At 63.6% G+C, this 16,336-nt stretch carries 18 protein-coding genes and 1 tRNA gene; 12 read left to right on the forward strand and 7 right to left on the reverse strand.

What is annotated here, in order from left to right:
- Window positions 1-61 precede the first annotated feature (61 nt).
- Complete coding sequence (locus tag BLW50_RS23370; RefSeq protein ID WP_090707179.1) at window positions 62-508, forward strand: MerR family transcriptional regulator; 447 nt, start codon at window positions 62-64, stop codon at window positions 506-508.
- Between the two features lie 59 nt (window positions 509-567).
- The gene (locus tag BLW50_RS23375; RefSeq protein WP_244544364.1) at window positions 568-1,206 is read left to right on the forward strand and encodes a LysE family translocator; all 639 of its coding nucleotides are present in this window, start codon (window positions 568-570) and stop codon (window positions 1,204-1,206) included.
- A 104-nt stretch (window positions 1,207-1,310) separates the two neighbouring features.
- Here the strand turns inward: BLW50_RS23375 and BLW50_RS23380 are convergent.
- The 4 genes from BLW50_RS23380 to BLW50_RS23395 all read right to left on the reverse strand — a co-directional run bounded on the left by BLW50_RS23380 (window position 1,311) and on the right by BLW50_RS23395 (window position 5,667).
- Window positions 1,311-1,386: transfer RNA gene (locus BLW50_RS23380), tRNA-Thr, on the reverse strand.
- Window positions 1,387-1,687: 301 nt separating this feature from the next.
- The gene (locus tag BLW50_RS23385; protein WP_090707182.1) at window positions 1,688-3,268 is read right to left on the reverse strand and encodes a heme biosynthesis protein HemY; all 1,581 of its coding nucleotides are present in this window, start codon (window positions 3,266-3,268) and stop codon (window positions 1,688-1,690) included.
- 16 nt (window positions 3,269-3,284) lie between these two features.
- Window positions 3,285-4,613, reverse strand: a complete 1,329-nt coding sequence (locus tag BLW50_RS23390; RefSeq protein WP_090707184.1) for a COG4223 family protein — start codon at window positions 4,611-4,613, stop codon at window positions 3,285-3,287.
- 103 nt (window positions 4,614-4,716) lie between these two features.
- A complete protein-coding gene (locus BLW50_RS23395) occupies window positions 4,717-5,667 on the reverse strand; it encodes an HpcH/HpaI aldolase/citrate lyase family protein (RefSeq protein WP_170850320.1) in 951 nt (316 codons plus the stop codon).
- A 190-nt stretch (window positions 5,668-5,857) separates the two neighbouring features.
- Between BLW50_RS23395 and BLW50_RS23400 the strand changes: the two genes are divergently transcribed.
- The 3 genes from BLW50_RS23400 to BLW50_RS23410 are packed head-to-tail and all read left to right on the forward strand — an operon-like array spanning window position 5,858 to window position 8,606.
- Complete coding sequence (locus tag BLW50_RS23400; RefSeq protein WP_090707187.1) at window positions 5,858-6,574, forward strand: carbonic anhydrase; 717 nt, start codon at window positions 5,858-5,860, stop codon at window positions 6,572-6,574.
- A gap of 49 nt (window positions 6,575-6,623) precedes the next feature.
- Window positions 6,624-7,664 (forward strand): LLM class flavin-dependent oxidoreductase, encoded by a 1,041-nt coding sequence (locus BLW50_RS23405; RefSeq protein WP_090707189.1) that lies wholly within the window; start codon window positions 6,624-6,626, stop codon window positions 7,662-7,664.
- A 57-nt stretch (window positions 7,665-7,721) separates the two neighbouring features.
- Window positions 7,722-8,606 (forward strand): MBL fold metallo-hydrolase, encoded by an 885-nt coding sequence (locus tag BLW50_RS23410; RefSeq protein ID WP_090707192.1) that lies wholly within the window; start codon window positions 7,722-7,724, stop codon window positions 8,604-8,606.
- A gap of 161 nt (window positions 8,607-8,767) precedes the next feature.
- Here BLW50_RS23410 and trmD read toward each other — a convergent pair whose 3' ends face one another.
- Together trmD and BLW50_RS23420 are read right to left on the reverse strand one after the other, a co-directional pair.
- The gene (gene trmD, locus BLW50_RS23415; protein ID WP_090707194.1) at window positions 8,768-9,454 is read right to left on the reverse strand and encodes a tRNA (guanosine(37)-N1)-methyltransferase TrmD; all 687 of its coding nucleotides are present in this window, start codon (window positions 9,452-9,454) and stop codon (window positions 8,768-8,770) included.
- On the reverse strand, window positions 9,451-10,338 hold the full coding sequence (locus BLW50_RS23420) for a methyltransferase domain-containing protein (protein ID WP_090709595.1): 888 nt from the start codon (window positions 10,336-10,338) through the stop codon (window positions 9,451-9,453). Before BLW50_RS23420 ends, trmD begins: the two co-directional genes overlap by 4 nt.
- A gap of 182 nt (window positions 10,339-10,520) precedes the next feature.
- On the opposite strand from BLW50_RS23420, the gene BLW50_RS23425 reads away from it, so the two are divergent.
- The 6 genes from BLW50_RS23425 (at window position 10,521) to BLW50_RS23455 (ending at window position 13,934) form a co-directional block, all read left to right on the forward strand.
- Window positions 10,521-11,261 carry a ComF family protein gene (locus BLW50_RS23425; protein WP_090709598.1) on the forward strand — a complete coding sequence of 247 codons (741 nt, stop codon included), beginning with the start codon at window positions 10,521-10,523 and terminating at the stop codon, window positions 11,259-11,261.
- A gap of 32 nt (window positions 11,262-11,293) precedes the next feature.
- Complete coding sequence (grxC, locus tag BLW50_RS23430) at window positions 11,294-11,551, forward strand: glutaredoxin 3 (protein ID WP_090709600.1); 258 nt, start codon at window positions 11,294-11,296, stop codon at window positions 11,549-11,551.
- Between the two features lie 12 nt (window positions 11,552-11,563).
- On the forward strand, window positions 11,564-12,049 hold the full coding sequence (locus BLW50_RS23435; RefSeq protein ID WP_090707196.1) for a DUF1178 family protein: 486 nt from the start codon (window positions 11,564-11,566) through the stop codon (window positions 12,047-12,049).
- A gap of 55 nt (window positions 12,050-12,104) precedes the next feature.
- Window positions 12,105-12,665 (forward strand): GNAT family N-acetyltransferase, encoded by a 561-nt coding sequence (locus BLW50_RS23440; RefSeq protein ID WP_090707198.1) that lies wholly within the window; start codon window positions 12,105-12,107, stop codon window positions 12,663-12,665.
- Window positions 12,666-12,782: 117 nt separating this feature from the next.
- Window positions 12,783-13,118, forward strand: coding sequence for a DMT family transporter (locus BLW50_RS23445; protein WP_090707199.1), 336 nt, complete (start codon window positions 12,783-12,785; stop codon window positions 13,116-13,118).
- Between the two features lie 591 nt (window positions 13,119-13,709).
- Window positions 13,710-13,934 carry a hypothetical protein gene (locus BLW50_RS23455; protein ID WP_139267718.1) on the forward strand — a complete coding sequence of 75 codons (225 nt, stop codon included), beginning with the start codon at window positions 13,710-13,712 and terminating at the stop codon, window positions 13,932-13,934.
- A 128-nt stretch (window positions 13,935-14,062) separates the two neighbouring features.
- Here the strand turns inward: BLW50_RS23455 and ubiG are convergent, their stop codons facing one another.
- The gene (ubiG, locus tag BLW50_RS23460; protein ID WP_090707203.1) at window positions 14,063-14,848 is read right to left on the reverse strand and encodes a bifunctional 2-polyprenyl-6-hydroxyphenol methylase/3-demethylubiquinol 3-O-methyltransferase UbiG; all 786 of its coding nucleotides are present in this window, start codon (window positions 14,846-14,848) and stop codon (window positions 14,063-14,065) included.
- 234 nt (window positions 14,849-15,082) lie between these two features.
- Between ubiG and BLW50_RS23465 the strand changes: the two genes are divergently transcribed.
- A complete protein-coding gene (locus tag BLW50_RS23465) occupies window positions 15,083-16,333 on the forward strand; it encodes an aspartate kinase (protein ID WP_090707205.1) in 1,251 nt (416 codons plus the stop codon).
- Window positions 16,334-16,336 lie beyond the last annotated feature (3 nt).

Genomic DNA, 16,336 nt, shown 5'->3' on the forward strand with positions numbered 1-16,336 from the left:
TTCAATAGAGCCAAGCCCTATAAGGGTGGAGTATAGTCCATGGTCAAGAGATAATCGCATTATGCTGATTTCGGAATTTGCGCGCGCGGCGGGCATGAGTGTCGATACCGTCCGCTTTTATGTGCGTCAGGGGCTGCTTCGCCCGCAGACGGGTATGAAGGGCGGCGCCAATCCCTATCAAATATTCGACGCTGAGCAGGTCAATGGCGCGCGCGTCATTCGCTTGATGCAGAGCCTCGGCTTCTCGTTGAAAGAAATCGGCTGCATTGTCGAGGAATATCATCGCGGCGACATAACGCCCGAGCGCGCGCGCGCGATCATGGCCAGCCAGCTCGGCAAACTGGAGGCCAAGCAAGACGGGCTCGACGCGATGATCACTTATATGCGCGCAAAGATTGCCTGGATGGACGGGGGGAACCAGGGTCCGGAGCCTAAACTGGCCGGGTTCGGCGCATGTGGCGCCGATGGGATACAGCCCGCGACCAAGCGCCACCCGCGAACAGTCTAGCCAGCCACGCCACCTTGCCCCTTCGCTTTAATCCACGATGATACGAAGGCCGGTCATGATTGACGAACAAATTTATCGAGGCTGACGTGACTGAAGCAGTCCTTGGTTCATTCATATTGACGTGTTTGCTTATAGAGCTAACCCCAGGGCCGAATATGACCTACTTGGCCCTGATTTCGGCCGCTTATGGGCGTCGAGCCGGGTTCGCAATGGTAGCGGGAATCGCCCTGGGCTTAAGTCTTATTGGGGCTGTCTCAGCTTTCGGTGTTGCCGAGATTATCCAATCCTCCGACTTCTTTTATAATCTTTTGCGCTGGGCTGGGGTGCTCTATCTGCTCTACCTTGCTTGGAATGGATGGGTCACCGCAAGCAATGGCGCAGAAGCCGATGATGATACCGAGGGGCGATATTTCCTCCGAGGCATCATCACAAACATTCTGAATCCAAAGGCCGGCATTTTCTTCATAGCGGTCCTGCCAACATTCATTGACCGCTCACACCCACCCGTACCGCAAGCAATGATACTAACCGCTCTCTATGTTGCGGTTGCAACATTCGTTCATGCCGGAATTGTGGGCTTAGCAGGTAGCTTCCAAGTGCTCATCAACGTACCAAGTCGAGAGCGATTGATGCGGCGTACCTTGTCCGCCATTCTGGCCGCCATCGCACTATGGTTCGCATGGTCGAGCGCGAGGTAGAACAGCACACAATCATCGGCCACGAGAAAGTCCGCGCCGCGAGATGAGCGGCAGGAACTCAGAGAAGCCACGTCTGGCTGGTCGCTAACTGTCTAGGAAAGCCGTGGTGCCGCAAGAGGGATTCGAACCCCCGACCCCATCATTACGAATGATGTGCTCTACCAACTGAGCTATTGCGGCGATGTGCTGCGCTGAGAGCGCGGCGAGAAGTGGGGCTTCCATAGCTAACCCCTCCTGTCATTGCAACCCGTCGGCGTCCCCATCCTGTCTCCTTTTAGGCGGGGAGGCTGTGGAGAGGTCGGGGCCAATGGCCCCTGGATCCCGGATCGCCTGCTGTGCAGGCGTCCGGGAAGACATTGAGATTGCGGGGTGTTCGGGAGGCGTTGGAGGGCCTGCTGTGCACCTGGAAGACATGAGGTCGCGGGGAGTTCCGTTTGGGGCGCCGTGCGATCGGCGTCCGCTTCACACAAACGCGCCCGAATCAGGAAAACCAGCCCTTCTTTTTGGGTTTGTCGGCCTCGGGATCCAGGCCGGGGTCGTCCGGGGCGGCGATGAAAGGCAGCGGTTTGGCGGCTTCGGGGGGCGCGGCCTCGGCTTTCGCCGGCGTGGCGGCCGGTTCAACGACCGCTGTTTGGCTCACGATGACGGGCGCTTCCGCCTCGGCCATGGCGGCTTCGGCGTCGGACGCGGCGTGTTCGATCAGTTTGGCGTCGGGCGTGGGCAGGTCGAGGGGCGCGACGAGGGGTTCGAGCGGGGCTTCCTCGGGGGCGTGCAGGCGTTCGGCCGGGGTTTCCCAGCGGAAGGCGTCGATGCGGCCGGTGACGGGGGAGGCGGGCGACCAGGTGTCGCTGATCACGCCATCGGCGACCCAGGCCGGATCGCGCGGGGCACGCGCCGCACGGGCCAGCCATTCGCGCATGCGGCCGGATTGGCCATATTCGGTTTCTTCCAGGTCGGCCATCAATAGGCAGATGCGCGCCGTCGGCCGGCTGGCGTTGCCGTCGAGCAGCGGCGCCATGGTCTCGCGGGCAAGCGCGAAGTCGCGCGCGTCGATCGCGGCGCGGGCGACGGCGAGGCGGCTTTCGCGATGGTCGGGCGCGAAGCGGGCGAGGGCTTGCGCACGCACCAGGCGGTCGGTGGAGGAATCGCCGGGTCTGAGATCCAGATAGGCGGCGGAGATATCGGGATGGGGCAGGACGCGCCAGCCCGATTCGAGCACTTTGGCGGCGCGGCGAATGTCGCCTTTGCGCGCCAGCATGCGGCCGGCCAGCACGTAGGCGGGCAACAGGTCGGGGGCGAGCTTGATCGCCTCGCGCGCCATTTGCAGCGCTTCGTCGGGCGCGCGATCGGTCATCGACAGGCCGATGCCGGTCTTGAGCACGGCGCGTTGTCGGTCGGCGGTGCGCCGGTCGATGGTCTTGCGGGCGAAATTGCGTTCGACCACATCGAGCGCGCCGCGCCAGTCATCGCTCATGGCGTGATGTTCGATGATCGCCTGGCCGGCCCAGGGCAGAGCGGCGGCCGCATGGGCCTGTTCGGCGATGGCGAAGGCTGTGGCGTCGTCGCCGCGCCGGCAGGCTTCAGCATAGAGGCCGCGCAGGCCGAACAGGCGGGTCGCCGGCAGGTCGGCCATGCGCTTGAAGGTTTCCTCGGCGGTGGCGCTGTCGCCGCTGATTTGCGCCGTCTGCGCTTTCAACAGCAGCGCCAATGGTTCATGCCCGAGGGTCTTTTCGGCGATGCGTGCCGCCCGGTTGGCGCCGGCCACGTCGCCAGCACCAGCTGCGATCATGCCTTGCGACAAAGCCGTGTAGCCTTTGTCGCGCTTGCGCATGCGCATGGTGATCGAGGCCAGGGTCGGCACGCGCAGCGTGAAGCGCAGCAGGCTCCACAGCACCATCAGCACGAAAGTGGCGATGAGCAAGATGCCGAGGCCAACCACCGGCGACATTTCATAGCGCAGGCCGCCCCAGACGACGGAGATCGCGCCGGGCTGGTCGGCGAACCAGGCCATGGCGAAAGCGATGAGGGCGAGGAGCGCGATATAGATCAGAGTCCGGATCATGCGGGCACCGCGCCGTTCAGGATTTACGGCCGAGCGCGGCGAGCGCGTCGGCGACAAGGGCGCGGGCGGCCGTATCGGCGGCGAGACGGGCTTTCGCCTGCGCCGCCCAATCGGCTGAGGCGGTTTTGGCCGAGGCCGGGAAGAGTTCCCACGCACTCATCGCGCCGGCGATATTGCCGGCGGCGAGTGCCGTCTCGATGCGGGCGACCAGATCGTTGGGCGAGGTGCCGGTGGGTTCGCCGGCCGGGCGCACGCGCACCAGGCGTTGGGCTGCAAGCGACAGGCGGTCCATCACGCCGGCGTTGGCGGCGGGCTTTTCGGGCTCGGCGAGCTTGTCGGCCAAGGTGGCGAACGAACTGGCCAGGGTCTTGGCCGAGGGGGCGCCAGAGGCCGCGAAGGCGGCCAGCGGCGCCAGGCGATCGGGCGCCACGCCGAGGCGGGTCAGAGTGTCGATCTCGCCTTTCAGCGGTGCGCCACGTTCCAACGCCTGCTGCAAGGATTGCGCGGCGATAGCCTGTGCTGTGGCGCGGCTGCGGGCGGCTTCCTCGTCGAGTTTGGCGGTCGCGGCTTTCGCCGCTTCACTGCTGCCGGCGATCGAAGATTGCAGCGGTTGCAGGCGCTGCTCGACGGCGGCGATGCGCGCTTCAAGCGGTTTGATGTCGACGGATGGCGCGGGCGGCGGCGTTGGCGTCGCTTCGATGCGCGATTCCATGGCGCGGTCCGAAGCCTTGGGGGCGGCGGTGGCCGCTTCCAGCGTGGCGAGGCGCTTATCGAGATCGGGCGGCAGGCTGCTCATGACGCCGACTGCCGGCGCGGCCGGCCGGGGCTTTTCGAGCGCGGCGAGCCGTTGCTCGATCGGCGCGAGATTGACGGGCGTCGGCGTTGTCAGGACTTCGGCGGCGGCGATGCGCTTTTCGAGACTGGCGACTGCAGCGGCTGTGGCCGCGGCCGTCAGGCGCGTCTCCACGGTGGCGATGCGCTTGTCGAGTGCCGCGACAGCCGGATCGGCGGTTGGCGAACTGGCGTTGAACTGCTGCCAGCCGGCGGCGCCGACGAGGGCGATCACCGCGCCGACAAGCCCGGCGACGGCCTGGGGCACGAAAGAGCTGTTGGAGGAGACCGGCGCTGTGTGCGGCGTAGCGGGGGGCGGTTCGGGAGCTGGATCGGGAACCGAATCGACGGGAGCGCCGGCCATGGTTTCGGGCGTTTCCGCCACGGGCTCACTTACTGCCGGCGTCACGTCCTCGGCGCGGACATCGATGGTGGCGGGTTCGCGGCGTGCGGTGCGGCCGGGTCTCATGTCGCTGGCCGGCGAAGCACCTGTGTCGCGTTTGTCGTCACTCATGGTCAGTTACCCACTCATACGCGAAATGATCAGCATTCAAGACATAGACCTTACAAAGGTATAGGCCATGGCGGCGGCCGGCGGAACCTCTTAGCGGGGATGTTTATGGCCGCAATTGTGCGATCGCCCCGGCCAAAGCGAGGGTGCGGGTGGCGATTTCGGCGTGCAGCCGCTCGACCATGCGCCCATTCACCGACACGGCGCCGAGATTCGCGGCTTCCGGTGCCGCGAAAGCCGCGACGATAGCGCTGGCCTCAGTGATCTCAGCGGCGCTCGGCGCGAAAATCTCATTGGCGATGGCGATCTGATTGGGATGGATCAAGGTTTTGCCGTCGAAACCGAGCGCGCGGGCCGCCGCGCATTCGCCGCGCAGTCCGTCCGCATCGGAAAAATCGTTCCTCACGCTGTCGAGAATGGCGAGGCCATAGGCGCGTGCGGCGAGCAGGCATTGCAGCAGCACTGGCTGCAGATGATCGCGGTTGGGCGTCAGTTGCGCGCCGGTTTCCTTGGCGAGATCGTTGAGGCCGAGGACGAAGGCCGCCAGCCGCACCGAAGGGTCGACGGCGGTGGCGGCGATATTGCGGATGTCGAGCACAGCCAGCGGCGTCTCGATCATGATCCATAGCCGGGTCGCCTCCGGCGCACCGGCCTGGGTCAAAGCATGTCCGGCACGCACCACCTGGCCGGGCGCTAGGATTTTCGGCACCAGAATGGCGTCGGGGCCGGCACCGGGACTGATTTGCGCGATGGCGGCGAGGTCGTCCTGGGCAAAGGGGGTATCGAGCGCGTTGATGCGCACGATGATCTCGCGCCGGCCATAAGCCTTGCTCTCCAGGGCGGCGCGAATCTGCCGGCGGGCCGCGTCTTTCTGGCTTGGGGCGACAGCATCTTCGAGGTCGAGGATCAGGGCGTCGGCTGGCAGGTCGCGGGCTTTTTCCATGGCTCGGGTGTTGGAGCCGGGAATATAGAGGGTGCTGCGGCGGGGGCGCGGCAGGGCGCTGGCGGCCTGCGCTGGCGGCGCCGAAGGGGGGGCGGCGTTCTGAACGGCGGTCATGGCCGAGTTATGCCATAGATCGAAGGGCAATGCTGCCCTGCAAAAAAGGGGTTCGCCTGGCCGTCCGGCGGGAGTATGAAGCGCCGGTGCGTTGGTAAAACGCGCCAGACAAAGATTTACAGGGCAAAAATGCGTTTTTGCCGAAACGCATTGCCTAAGCGGTTTTCACCGTCCCGGATTAGGAGGTCTCATGAGCCAGTCGTCGCGTCCACCGGTCGCACCCGGCTTTCCCGAGCGGCTCGAAGCGGGCTATCGCTCTTTTCTCTCCGGACGCTTCAAGGCCGAACATGAGCGCTTCGCTGAACTGGCGAGCGGTCAGAGCCCGCGTGTCCTGCTAATCGGCTGCTGCGATTCGCGCGTCTCGCCGGAAACCATTTTCGACGCTCGGCCCGGTGAAATCTTCGTCGTGCGCAATGTCGCCAATCTGGTGCCGCCCTATGCGCCCAACGATGATTATCATGGCACTTCGGCGGCGCTGGAATTCGCGGTGATGGGCCTGCGGGTCGAGCATGTCGTGGTCATGGGCCATGCCCGCTGCGGCGGCATCAAGGCTTTCGTCGAAAACGAGCTCGATCCCTATTCGCGGCCGCTGTCGCCGGGCGATTTCATCGGCAAATGGATTCGGCTGGTGCAGCCGGCCTTCGATGCCATCGGCCCGGCGCCAGAGAGCGGCCCGCTCGACGGCTTCATAGCCAAGCTGGAATTGGAGGCGATTCGCCAGTCTCTGGCCAATTTGCGGACTTTTCCCTGTATTTCGACCCTCGAGCAGCGAGGTCTGCTGCAATTGCATGGCGCCTATTTTGGCGTGATGGACGGGCGGCTCCTTGCTTATGATGAGGCGAGTGGCCAATTCAACCCGATTGCCGCTGACGCCCATGCCGTGGCGTTGAAAGAACCCCGTTTCTGAGCCGTGCTTCTAAAGCGGGCTCTTTTGGCCTGCTGAAGAGGTTTTGCCGATGTCGTTATCGACGCCGCTGTCTGTTCTCGACCTGTCCTTCGTCACCACGCAGACGCCGCCATCGCGGGCGCTCGCCCAGACGATCGAACTGGCGAAACATATCGACACCCTCGGCTATACGCGGCTGTGGCTGGCGGAGCATCACAGCCTCGCTTCGATCGCCTCCAGTGCGCCGGAAATCATGATCGGCCAGGTGGCGGCGGTGACGAAGAATATCCGCGTCGGCTCCGGCGGCGTGATGCTGACCAATCACGCGCCGCTGATGGTAGCCGAACGGTTCAAGCTGCTTGAAGCATTGTTTCCCGGCCGCATCGATCTCGGCCTTGGCCGCGCGCCCGGCACCGATCAGGTGACGGCCTTCGCTTTGCGCCGGAAGATGGAAGAGCGGCAGGGCGATGATTTCCTCGAGCGGCTGCAGGAATTGATGGCGTGGGAGAGCGGCGACTTTCCCGAAGGTCATCCGTTCAACAAGGTCTTCGCCATGCCGACCGATGCGCCGCTGCCGCCGATCTGGCTGCTCGGGTCGAGCGACTACAGCGCCCAGCTCGCGGCACAGATCGGCGTTGGCTATTCCTTCGCCTCGCATTTTTCCGATTTCGACGCGGTCGAGCCGATGCGCGCTTATCGCCAATTGTTCCGGCCGTCGGCGACCTTGGCTAAGCCCTATGCGATCATCGCGCTCGCGGCTGTCGTCGCCGAAACGGATGCGGAAGCCGATCATCTGGCCAAAACCTATGATCTCAATTGGATCCGGCGGGCGCGCGGCGAGATGAAGCCGCTGGCCAGCCCGGAGGAGGCGGATGCGCATCCGTGGACCGAGGCCGAGCGCGCCTATGTGGCGCGCAAACGCGTGCGGCTGTTTTCCGGTTCGCCGCGCACCGTTGTCACGCGTCTGCGCCGTTTCATCGAGGAAACCCAGGCCGACGAGGTCATGATCACGTCCTCGATCTTCGACCATGGCAAGCGCCTGCGCTCCTATGATCTGTTGATGCGCGAATGGACGGCGACGGCTGGAGCGCCTGCGACACTCGAGGCCTGATTTCCACACGATTGTTGTGCTATATACGTGTCGTCCAGAACGTTGGAAGGATGACACGTGAGCGACCCGGATTTGCAGATCGAGGCTTTCTTCGATGAGCCGACCAATACGGTCAGCTATCTCGTCTGGGATGGGTCGAGCCGGCATGGGGCCATCGTCGATCCGGTGCTCGATTACGATCACAAGTCCGGCGAAGTGGACAATCGCTCGGTCGACGCCGTTCTGGCGCGGGCCCGGGCGCTCGGTTTGACCATCGACTGGGTGCTGGAAACCCACGCCCATGCCGATCATCTGTCGGGGGCGCCTTACATTCGCGCTAAGACGAGCGCCAAGATCGGTATCGGCGAGCATATCCGCGATGTGCAGCGCATCTTCCGGCCGATCTTCAACATGCCGGACCTGAAAACCGATGGCAGCGATTTCGATCGACTGTTTAAGGATGGCGAGCGGTTTGCGATCGGCGGCCTGTCTGTCGAAGTGATCCACACGCCAGGGCACACGCCAGCCTGTGTCGCCTATAAGATCGGCGATGCGGTGTTTGTCGGCGACACGTTGTTCATGCCCGACTACGGCACAGCCCGCGCCGACTTTCCCGGCGGCGATGCGCGCCAGCTTTATCGCTCGATCCACAAACTGCTGACCCTGCCGCCGCAGACGCGTCTGTTCATGTGCCACGATTACAAAGCGCCGGGCCGCGACGTCTATGCGTGGGAAACCACGGTCGCGGCCGAGCGCAACAATGTGCATGTGCGTGAAGGCATCAGCGAGGATGATTTCGTCGCCATGCGCGAGAAGCGCGACAGCACGCTAAGTGCGCCGACGCTGTTGCTGCCGTCAATCCAGGTCAACATCCGCGCCGGCAAATTTCCGCCAGCGGAGAGCAATGGCGTGCGCTATCTGCTGATCCCGGTGGTGGCGAAGCATGCGGATGTGATTGCTTAAGACACTGCATCTGTGTGTCATCCCCGACAGCTGCATAGCGGCTGAGCGGGGATTCAGAGCGTGTTGTAGAGTGTGTTCAGCGGAGCAGCGTTTGCCCCTGGATACCGGATCACGCTACGCGCGTCCGGTATGACACTGAGGGTATGGCGCGCGATTGAAGCTTACGGCTTGCGGAACAAATCCGGCCGTCTCTCCCGCGTAATCCGCTCCGCCTCTTCCCGCCGCCATTTGGCGATCTTGGCGTGGTCGCCGTTCAATAGCACTTCGGGAATGTCGCGGCCTTCCCAGCTGCGCGGGCGGGTGTAGTGCGGATATTCGAGCAGGTTGTTCTCGAAACTTTCCTCGCTGCCGGAATCGATCTTGCCCATGACACCGGGGATGAGGCGCACGCAGGCGTCGATCAGCACCATGGCGGCGATCTCGCCGCCCGAGAGAACGTAATCGCCGATCGACACTTCCTCGAGCCCCCGCGCCTCGATCACCCGTTCGTCGACGCCCTCGAAGCGGCCGCAAACGATGATCGCGCCTTGGCCTTCCGCCAGCGCGCGCACACGCGTTTGCGTAAGCGGACGGCCGCGCGGCGACATCAACAGGCGCGGCCGATGGTCGACGCTGCCAAGCGTTGTGTCGAGGGAAGCGGCCAGCACATCGGCGCGGATCACCATGCCGGGGCCGCCGCCCGCTGGCGTGTCATCGACGGCGCGGTGGCGGCCGAGGCCCTGGTCGCGGATGTTGTGCACGTCGAGCGCCCAGAGGCCGCGTTGCAGGGCGTCGCCCGACAGCGACAGGCCGAGGGGGCCGGGGAACATATCCGGCATCAAAGTGAAAATGCTGGCGCGAAACGTCATAGCTTGCTTTCTTTCACACCGAGCGCATCGGCAAGCCGCATTTTGGCGCTGCCCGGTTGCAGGGGTTTCTGCTGGCTCTCGTGCGGCGCCCAGCCGGACAGCCAGATCAGTTCGAAGGTGGCCCGCAGCCGCCCGTCCGCATCGGCATAGCGCTCAGTGTAGATTTCGGCGGCTCGCAGGAAGAGGGCGCGGCGGGTTGGACGATGCAGCCGTTGAGTCAGGACATTGGTGGCGCCCATGGCGCGCAGATCCGCCATCAGGGCGAAGAGATTGGCGTAGCGCACGGTGATCGTGTCCGTGTCTGTCACCGGTAGGGCGAAGCCGGCACGCTGCAGCAGGGCGCCGAGGTCGCGGATGTCGGCGAAGGGCGCGACGCGCGGACTGGCGCCGCCGACAATCTCTTCCTCGGCAGCCGCCAAGGCGGCGCGCAGCTCGGTCAGGGTCTGGCCGCCGATGATACAGGCGAGGAACAAGCCGTCGGGGGCGAGCGCCCGGCGAATCTGGATCAAAGTACCCGGCAGGTCGTTGACGAAGTGCAGCGCCAAAGCGGAGACGGCGAGGTCGAAGCTCGCTGGCGCAAAGGGCAGGGTTTCGGCGTCGCAGACGAGGGTCTCGATGCCGGGTTGGGCTGTTTCGGGCAGGGGCGCGGCGCGGGTGATGTGGCGATCAGGCCTGGTGGCGAGGGTCTGCGCCAGCAGCGGCGTCGGCGTCGCCAGGTCGAGCACGCGCGGAAACGGCCGCAGCACGGCGTCGAGCCGGCTGGCGACATCGTCGACGACGCGCTCGAGCAGGAAAGTGGCCGGCTGCGCCTTGAGGGCGCGCGCCAGCCGCCGCGCTAGAAGCGGGCGGTCGAAAATCTGCGGCGGCGCGGTTGATGTCGTCATGAGCGGCATATTGCGCGGCGCGGCGCGGGCGTAAAGGACGGTTTTTGTCCGCGCTAGCGCCGGTTTCGGGTCCACGATAGGTTTCTTTCATGTGGATACAGGACGGCGTTTCGCACCCGCGAAAGGAAGTCGACGAGCCGGCGCTGCCGCGGCAGAAGCGGGCGACACGGTCGCTTGCCCTATTGCAGGGCCTCTTCCGCCATGCTGCGCAGCAAGCTGTTGATATTGTTTATCCACCCTCCTGCATGGCGTGTCTTGCTGCAACGCAACAAAGTGCAGCATTGTGCGCAACATGCTGGACCGCGATGCCCTTCGTCGAACGGCCGTTCTGCGAGCGCCTGGGCACGCCTTTTACCCATGATCTCGGCCAGGGGCTGATCTCGCCGGAAGCCATGGCCAATCCGCCGGTCTATGGCCGCGCCCGCGTGGTGGCGCGCTACGAGGACGGTCCGGCGCGCCAGCTCGTCCATCGGCTGAAATATGGCGATCGAACCGAACTGGCCGGCGCCATGGGCCGTTGGATGGCCCGGTCGGGGGCCGATCTCCTGAATGACGCCGATCTGTTGGTGCCGGTGCCTCTACATCGCTGGCGGCTGTTCGGCCGCCGCTTCAACCAGGCGGCCGAACTGGCCCGGGTGGTCGCCGACATCAGCGGGATTGCCGTCGATCCGCTGCTGCTGCGCCGTATTAAGCCAACCCGGCCGCAGGTCGGGCTGACGCGGGCGCAACGGGCCGAGAATGTCCAGGGCGTGTTCCGGGTGGACGAGGCGGCTAAAGCTGTGATCGCGGGGCGCAAAATCGTTCTGATCGACGACGTGATGACATCGGGCGCCACGGCCAATGCGGCGGCGCGGGTTTTGCAGCGGGCCGGCGCGGCTGGGGTCGATGCCCTGGTGTTCGCCAGGGTTGTGACAACCCAATGAAGCGCCATATATAGGGGCTGAAAGGTATGCCGATGCCCGAGATTACAATCTACACTAAATCGACCTGTGGTTATTGCCACGCAGCAAAGCATTTGCTGCGCACAAAGAATGCGCCGTTCAACGAAATTTCGGTCGATGGTGACAGTGCCGCCCAGGAAAAAATGGCTGAGCGCGCCGGCGGCAGCTGGACCGTGCCGCAGATTTTCATCGGTGGCACCCATGTCGGTGGTTGCGATGACCTGCACGCGCTGGAGCGTGCCGGCAAGCTCGACGCGCTGCTCGCGGGCTGAACCGGTAAAATCATGATCAAGTATTCGCTGGTTTGCGACAAGTCGCACGACTTCGAGAGCTGGTTCCCCAGTTCCGATGCGTATGACAAGCAGGTGAAGCGCGGCCTGGTGGAATGCCCGCAGTGCGGCTCGCTGAAGGTGTCGAAGGCGCTGATGGCGCCCTCGGTCTCGACCTCGAAGCGCCGCGCCCGCAACAGTTTCATCGAACACGCGCCGCCGCTGGCGGTAGCCGAAGCACCGGCCGCGCCGCAGCCGATGACGCTGCTCGACGAGCAGCAGATGCAGGTGCGCGCCGCCATCCGCGAATTGCATCAGAAGATCGCCGAAAACACCGTCGATGTCGGCAAGGCGTTCACTGCCGAGGCGCGCAAGATGCACGAAGGCGACGTGCCGCAGCGTGCCATCCGTGGCGAGGCGACCTTCGCCGAAGCACAGGAATTGTGGGAGGAGGGTATTCCGGTTCTGCCGGTGCCGGGCCTGCCTGACGATCGCAATTGACGATCGCGCATAACCTTTGATCTGATGGCGCCCGCCCCACGATAGGCGAGCGTCCATGCCAAAGCAGGCCATCCCGCATCCGATCCTCTCGACCCCCCGGCTGCGGTTGCGCCAGTTCCGCATGGAAGATGCGGAGGCGATGCACGATTGCTTTGCCAGCGCCGAGGCGATGCGTTTCTGGAATACGCCCGTCCACACCAAGCCGATCGAGACCGAGCGCGTCGTGCAACGCTTGATCGATTGCACCCCGTCCTACTATCGGTTTTGGGCGGTGGCAGATGCTGGGACCGATCGCTGCCTTGGCCTGGTCAACTATCATGATGGCCACATTCGCAGTAAGCGCGTCGCCATTGGCTATATCATCGATCCCGGCCGCCAGCGGCAGGGCATCGGGATCGAGGCGGTTGCCGCGATGCTTGATTTCTGCTTCGGCGAACTCAGCCTGCACCGTGCCCAGGCCTTTATCCACCCTGACAACGCCGCGTCGCGCAAGCTGGTCGAGAAACTCGGCTTCCGTTGCGAGGGCCTGCTGCGCGACAACCTGCGGGTTGGCGAGGAATGGCGCGACGATCTGCTCTATGCGCTCCTCGCCACCGACCCTCGCGGCCAAGCCTGATCGCGCACCGCGCGGCTCGCACCTGAAAATGCCGCGCTCCCGTCATGGCGGCGTCACGCCGCCGACATGGCACCCCCGTAAGCCGCAGACTTGAGGGTTCGAATCGCGGCGGAGCCGATGAGCTTCAGCTATGTTTATCTGGCGCTGGCCATTGTCAGCGAAGTGGTGGCGACGACGTCGCTGGCGGCCTCGCAGGGGCTGACGCGGCCGTGGCCGATCGCCGCCATGGCGTGTGGCTATGCGATCGCTTTCATCTTTCTGGCGCTGAGCCTGAAATCCATCCCCGTCGGCATCGCCTACGCCATCTGGTCGGGCGCCGGCATTGTTTTGATCGCCAGCATTGGTTGGGCGCTGTTTCAGCAGCCGCTCGACATGCCGGCCGTCGTCGGCCTGGGGCTGATCATCGCCGGCATTTCGATCATGCAGATCTTTTCACGTATGGCGCTGCATTAGCTCTGCGCAGCCGAACCTCGGCTTTGAGAAATTGATTCGTTAATTCCGGCGGCCACGGGTTCAGAGAAATCAAGCAGATGGCAGCCCAATATTTTTGGGCTGTGAGTATCGGGAATCTCCACCGAAACAACAGGTTTATTTATAACCTTCTGTGACAGGGGCCAAAAATCGCTTCTACAATCGGTCGTCAGTCGAGTGAGTCGGCTGGCCACAGAAAAGGCGGCTCAACCGAAGTTGGCCGCCCGATCCGTGCAACGTCAGAATGCCTTTCCGCGTGAACGGAGAAGCCTGCAAACAGTCGCCGACTTAAGCACCGGAACTGTATCAAAGCATGCAACACCCAACAAGCGGAAAGGCCCATCTACGAGGTCTAAAACGCATGCATCACGATAACAAACAGCATCACAAGATCATTTCCTTTCCGTGCCGTCGCCGGTCGCCTCCGGTTACGCACAAGATGGCCGATCACATTCGCTGGCTCTATCGGCAAGGGATGAACCAGCATGACATTGCTGCCTACTACGGCGTCAATCAGGGTCGTGTGTCTGAGGTCGTCAACAACAAACGCTTTCCTGAATGAAGGAGGTACTAGTGACACGCATCCGCACAGGCAGCCCCAGTGGTACCATCAGGCCGTTTGTCCCGAACCTCGGCGTTGCAAATGACGTTGAAGGGCAAAAGGCTGACGCGCTGGATCATATCGCTAAGGCTCTTTCAGCCATCGACCATAATTTCGAAGTATTGATCAATATCGCGAAGGAGCAGAATAAATTGCTCGCGCAGATTGCATCGACCCTTCCTTCGAAAAGGCACTAACAACTCGAGCTGATATTCTGGGGCCAGGAGCTGTCTTGCGATTTTTATGGCCCCCCAAAACAAGGCCCGGACTAATCTCCGGGCCTTTCATTGATCGCCTTCAATAGAGGGCGTGCCCAGGTTCGGAATTACCGCGTGGCCACCCGCTCCGCCATCAGCATGTAGTTGACGTCCATGTCGCGGCTTTCGCTCCAGGCGTCGCGCAGCGGATTGTAGACGACGCCAGTGCGCTCCGTGACATCGAGGCCGGCATCGAAAATCCAGTCTTCCAGCTCCGCCGGCTTGATGAACTTTTCCCATTGATGGGTACCGGGCTCGACCCAGCGCAGCACATATTCGGCGCCGACGATGGCGAGCGCGAAGCTTTTGAGCGTGCGATTGAGGGTGGCGGCGAAGAGCAGGCCGCCAGGGCGCACCAGTTTCGCCGCGACAGCGATGAAGGCTGCGGGATTGACCACGTGTTCGATCACTTCCATGGCGCAAACCACGTCGAACTGGGCGCCGCTGGCGGCCAGTTCTTCGGCGGTGACGGCGCGATAGTCGATGCTGATCCCGCCTGCCTCGGCGTGGTGGCGGGCGATGTCGACATTGCCGGGGGCCGGGTCGATGCCGGTCACCTTGGCGCCGAGCCGGGCCAGGGGTTCGCTGAGCAGACCGCCGCCGCAGCCGATGTCGAGCAGGCTGACGTTGGACAGGACCCGGATCGGCTCATTCTCGGGCTTGCCGAAATGGTCGGTGATCCGGTCGCGCAGCCAGCGAATGCGAGTCGGATTGAACTTGTGCAAGGCCGCCATGGGGCCATCGGCGCGCCACCAATCGGCGCCGAGGCGCTCGAAATAGTCAAGCTCGCGCTGGTCGATGGAGGCGGCGCGGGGGGCGGCGCTTGCAGAGCCGGCATTTGGCCCGGAAACCATGGTTTTCCCTCAGAATAAGCCGGCGTTGACACGTCGGGACCGCGCGTTAGATATACGCGCCCTTTCAAACCCGGGCGAGCGGTCAATCTGCCGCGCGCCCGCCTCCGGGCAACATCTGGGCTCTAGAGCAAATTGCGTTTCGCCCGAAACGCAATTTTGCTTTTGGGATATTTGGTTCGACGCGTTTTTGTGCGTTTGACGAAGTCAAACTGCAAAACGCTATTGCAGGCAATCATGGCCCGTCTGGTAATGAAATTCGGCGGCACGTCCGTCGCTAATATTGAACGTATCCGCAACGTCGCTCGCCACGTGCAGCGCGAGGTCGAGGCCGGCTATCAGGTGGCCGTCGTCGTCTCGGCCATGTCCGGCAAGACCAATGAACTTGTGGGATGGTGCCGCGAGGCGGCGGAATCGGTGTCCAACGACCCGCTCTACGATCAGGCCGAATATGACGCCGTGGTCGCCTCGGGCGAACAGGTGACGTCAGGCCTGTTGGCGCTGACCTTGAGCAAGATGGGCATCAAGGCCCGCTCCTGGCAGGGCTGGCAGATCCCGATCGAGACGTCGGACGCCCATGCCTCGGCGCGGATCACCAGCGTCTCGTCCGTCGGGCTCGATGCCGGTTTCGCCAAGGGCGAAGTGGCCGTCATCGCCGGCTTCCAGGGCGTCAATCCGGAAACCGGCCGCCTCACCACTTTGGGCCGTGGCGGCTCCGACACGTCGGCGGTGGCGATCGCCGCCGCGATCAAGGCGGAGCGCTGCGACATCTATACGGATGTCGACGGCGTCTACACCACCGATCCGCGCGTCGTGCCGAAGGCACGCAAGCTCGACAAGGTGTCGTTCGAAGAAATGCTCGAAATGGCGTCCCTGGGATCGAAGGTCCTGCAGGTGCGCTCGGTTGAAATCGCCATGGTGCATGGCGTGCGCACCTTCGTGCGCTCGTCTTTTGATGATCCGGCCGCGCCGCGGCCAGGCACGCTTATTTGTGACGAGGAGGAAATCGTGGAACAGCAGGTTGTCACCGGCATCGCCTTCTCGCGGGACGAGGCCCAGATCACCCTGCGCCGCGTCGCCGACAAGCCCGGCGTGGCCGCAGCGATCTTCGGTCCGCTCGCCGATGCCAATATCAATGTCGACATGATCATCCAGGTCGTCTCGGAAGATTCGACCACGGACATGACGTTCACCGTGCCGGCCGCCGATTATCAGCGGGCGCAGACGGTGCTTGACCAGGCCAAGAGCCATATCGGCTTCGCCAGCATCCAGGGCGCCACCGACGTGGTGAAGATTTCCGCCATCGGCGTTGGCATGCGCTCGCATGCCGGTGTCGCCGCCAAGGCGTTCCGCGCCCTGTCGGAAAAGGGCATCAATATCCGCGCCATCACCACCAGCGAGATCAAGTTCTCGGTGCTGATCGACAAGGATTACACCGAACTGGCGGTGCGCACCCTGCACTCGCTCTACGGCCTCGATCAGATCTGATCA

The organism is Beijerinckia sp. 28-YEA-48 (assembly GCF_900104955.1).
In the GTDB taxonomy this organism is placed as follows: domain Bacteria; phylum Pseudomonadota; class Alphaproteobacteria; order Rhizobiales; family Beijerinckiaceae; genus Terripilifer.

Excerpts from the sequence above, each read along its gene's own strand:
- BLW50_RS23395 (WP_170850320.1), bottom strand. The coding sequence starts at position 5,667 with ATGACCGCCGTTCAGAACGCCGCCCCCCCTTCGGCGCCGCCAGCGCAG.
- BLW50_RS23465 (WP_090707205.1), top strand. The coding sequence starts at position 15,083 with ATGGCCCGTCTGGTAATGAAATTCGGCGGCACGTCCGTCGCTAATATT.
- trmD (WP_090707194.1), bottom strand. The coding sequence starts at position 9,454 with ATGACGTTTCGCGCCAGCATTTTCACTTTGATGCCGGATATGTTCCCC.
- BLW50_RS23390 (WP_090707184.1), bottom strand. The coding sequence starts at position 4,613 with ATGAGTGACGACAAACGCGACACAGGTGCTTCGCCGGCCAGCGACATG.
- BLW50_RS23400 (WP_090707187.1), top strand. The coding sequence starts at position 5,858 with ATGAGCCAGTCGTCGCGTCCACCGGTCGCACCCGGCTTTCCCGAGCGG.
- BLW50_RS23370 (WP_090707179.1), top strand. The coding sequence starts at position 62 with ATGCTGATTTCGGAATTTGCGCGCGCGGCGGGCATGAGTGTCGATACC.
- BLW50_RS23420 (WP_090709595.1), bottom strand. The coding sequence starts at position 10,338 with ATGACGACATCAACCGCGCCGCCGCAGATTTTCGACCGCCCGCTTCTA.
- BLW50_RS23445 (WP_090707199.1), top strand. The coding sequence starts at position 12,783 with ATGAGCTTCAGCTATGTTTATCTGGCGCTGGCCATTGTCAGCGAAGTG.
- ubiG (WP_090707203.1), bottom strand. The coding sequence starts at position 14,848 with ATGGTTTCCGGGCCAAATGCCGGCTCTGCAAGCGCCGCCCCCCGCGCC.
- BLW50_RS23385 (WP_090707182.1), bottom strand. The coding sequence starts at position 3,268 with ATGATCCGGACTCTGATCTATATCGCGCTCCTCGCCCTCATCGCTTTC.
- grxC (WP_090709600.1), top strand. The coding sequence starts at position 11,294 with ATGCCCGAGATTACAATCTACACTAAATCGACCTGTGGTTATTGCCAC.
- BLW50_RS23435 (WP_090707196.1), top strand. The coding sequence starts at position 11,564 with ATGATCAAGTATTCGCTGGTTTGCGACAAGTCGCACGACTTCGAGAGC.
- BLW50_RS23405 (WP_090707189.1), top strand. The coding sequence starts at position 6,624 with ATGTCGTTATCGACGCCGCTGTCTGTTCTCGACCTGTCCTTCGTCACC.
- BLW50_RS23440 (WP_090707198.1), top strand. The coding sequence starts at position 12,105 with ATGCCAAAGCAGGCCATCCCGCATCCGATCCTCTCGACCCCCCGGCTG.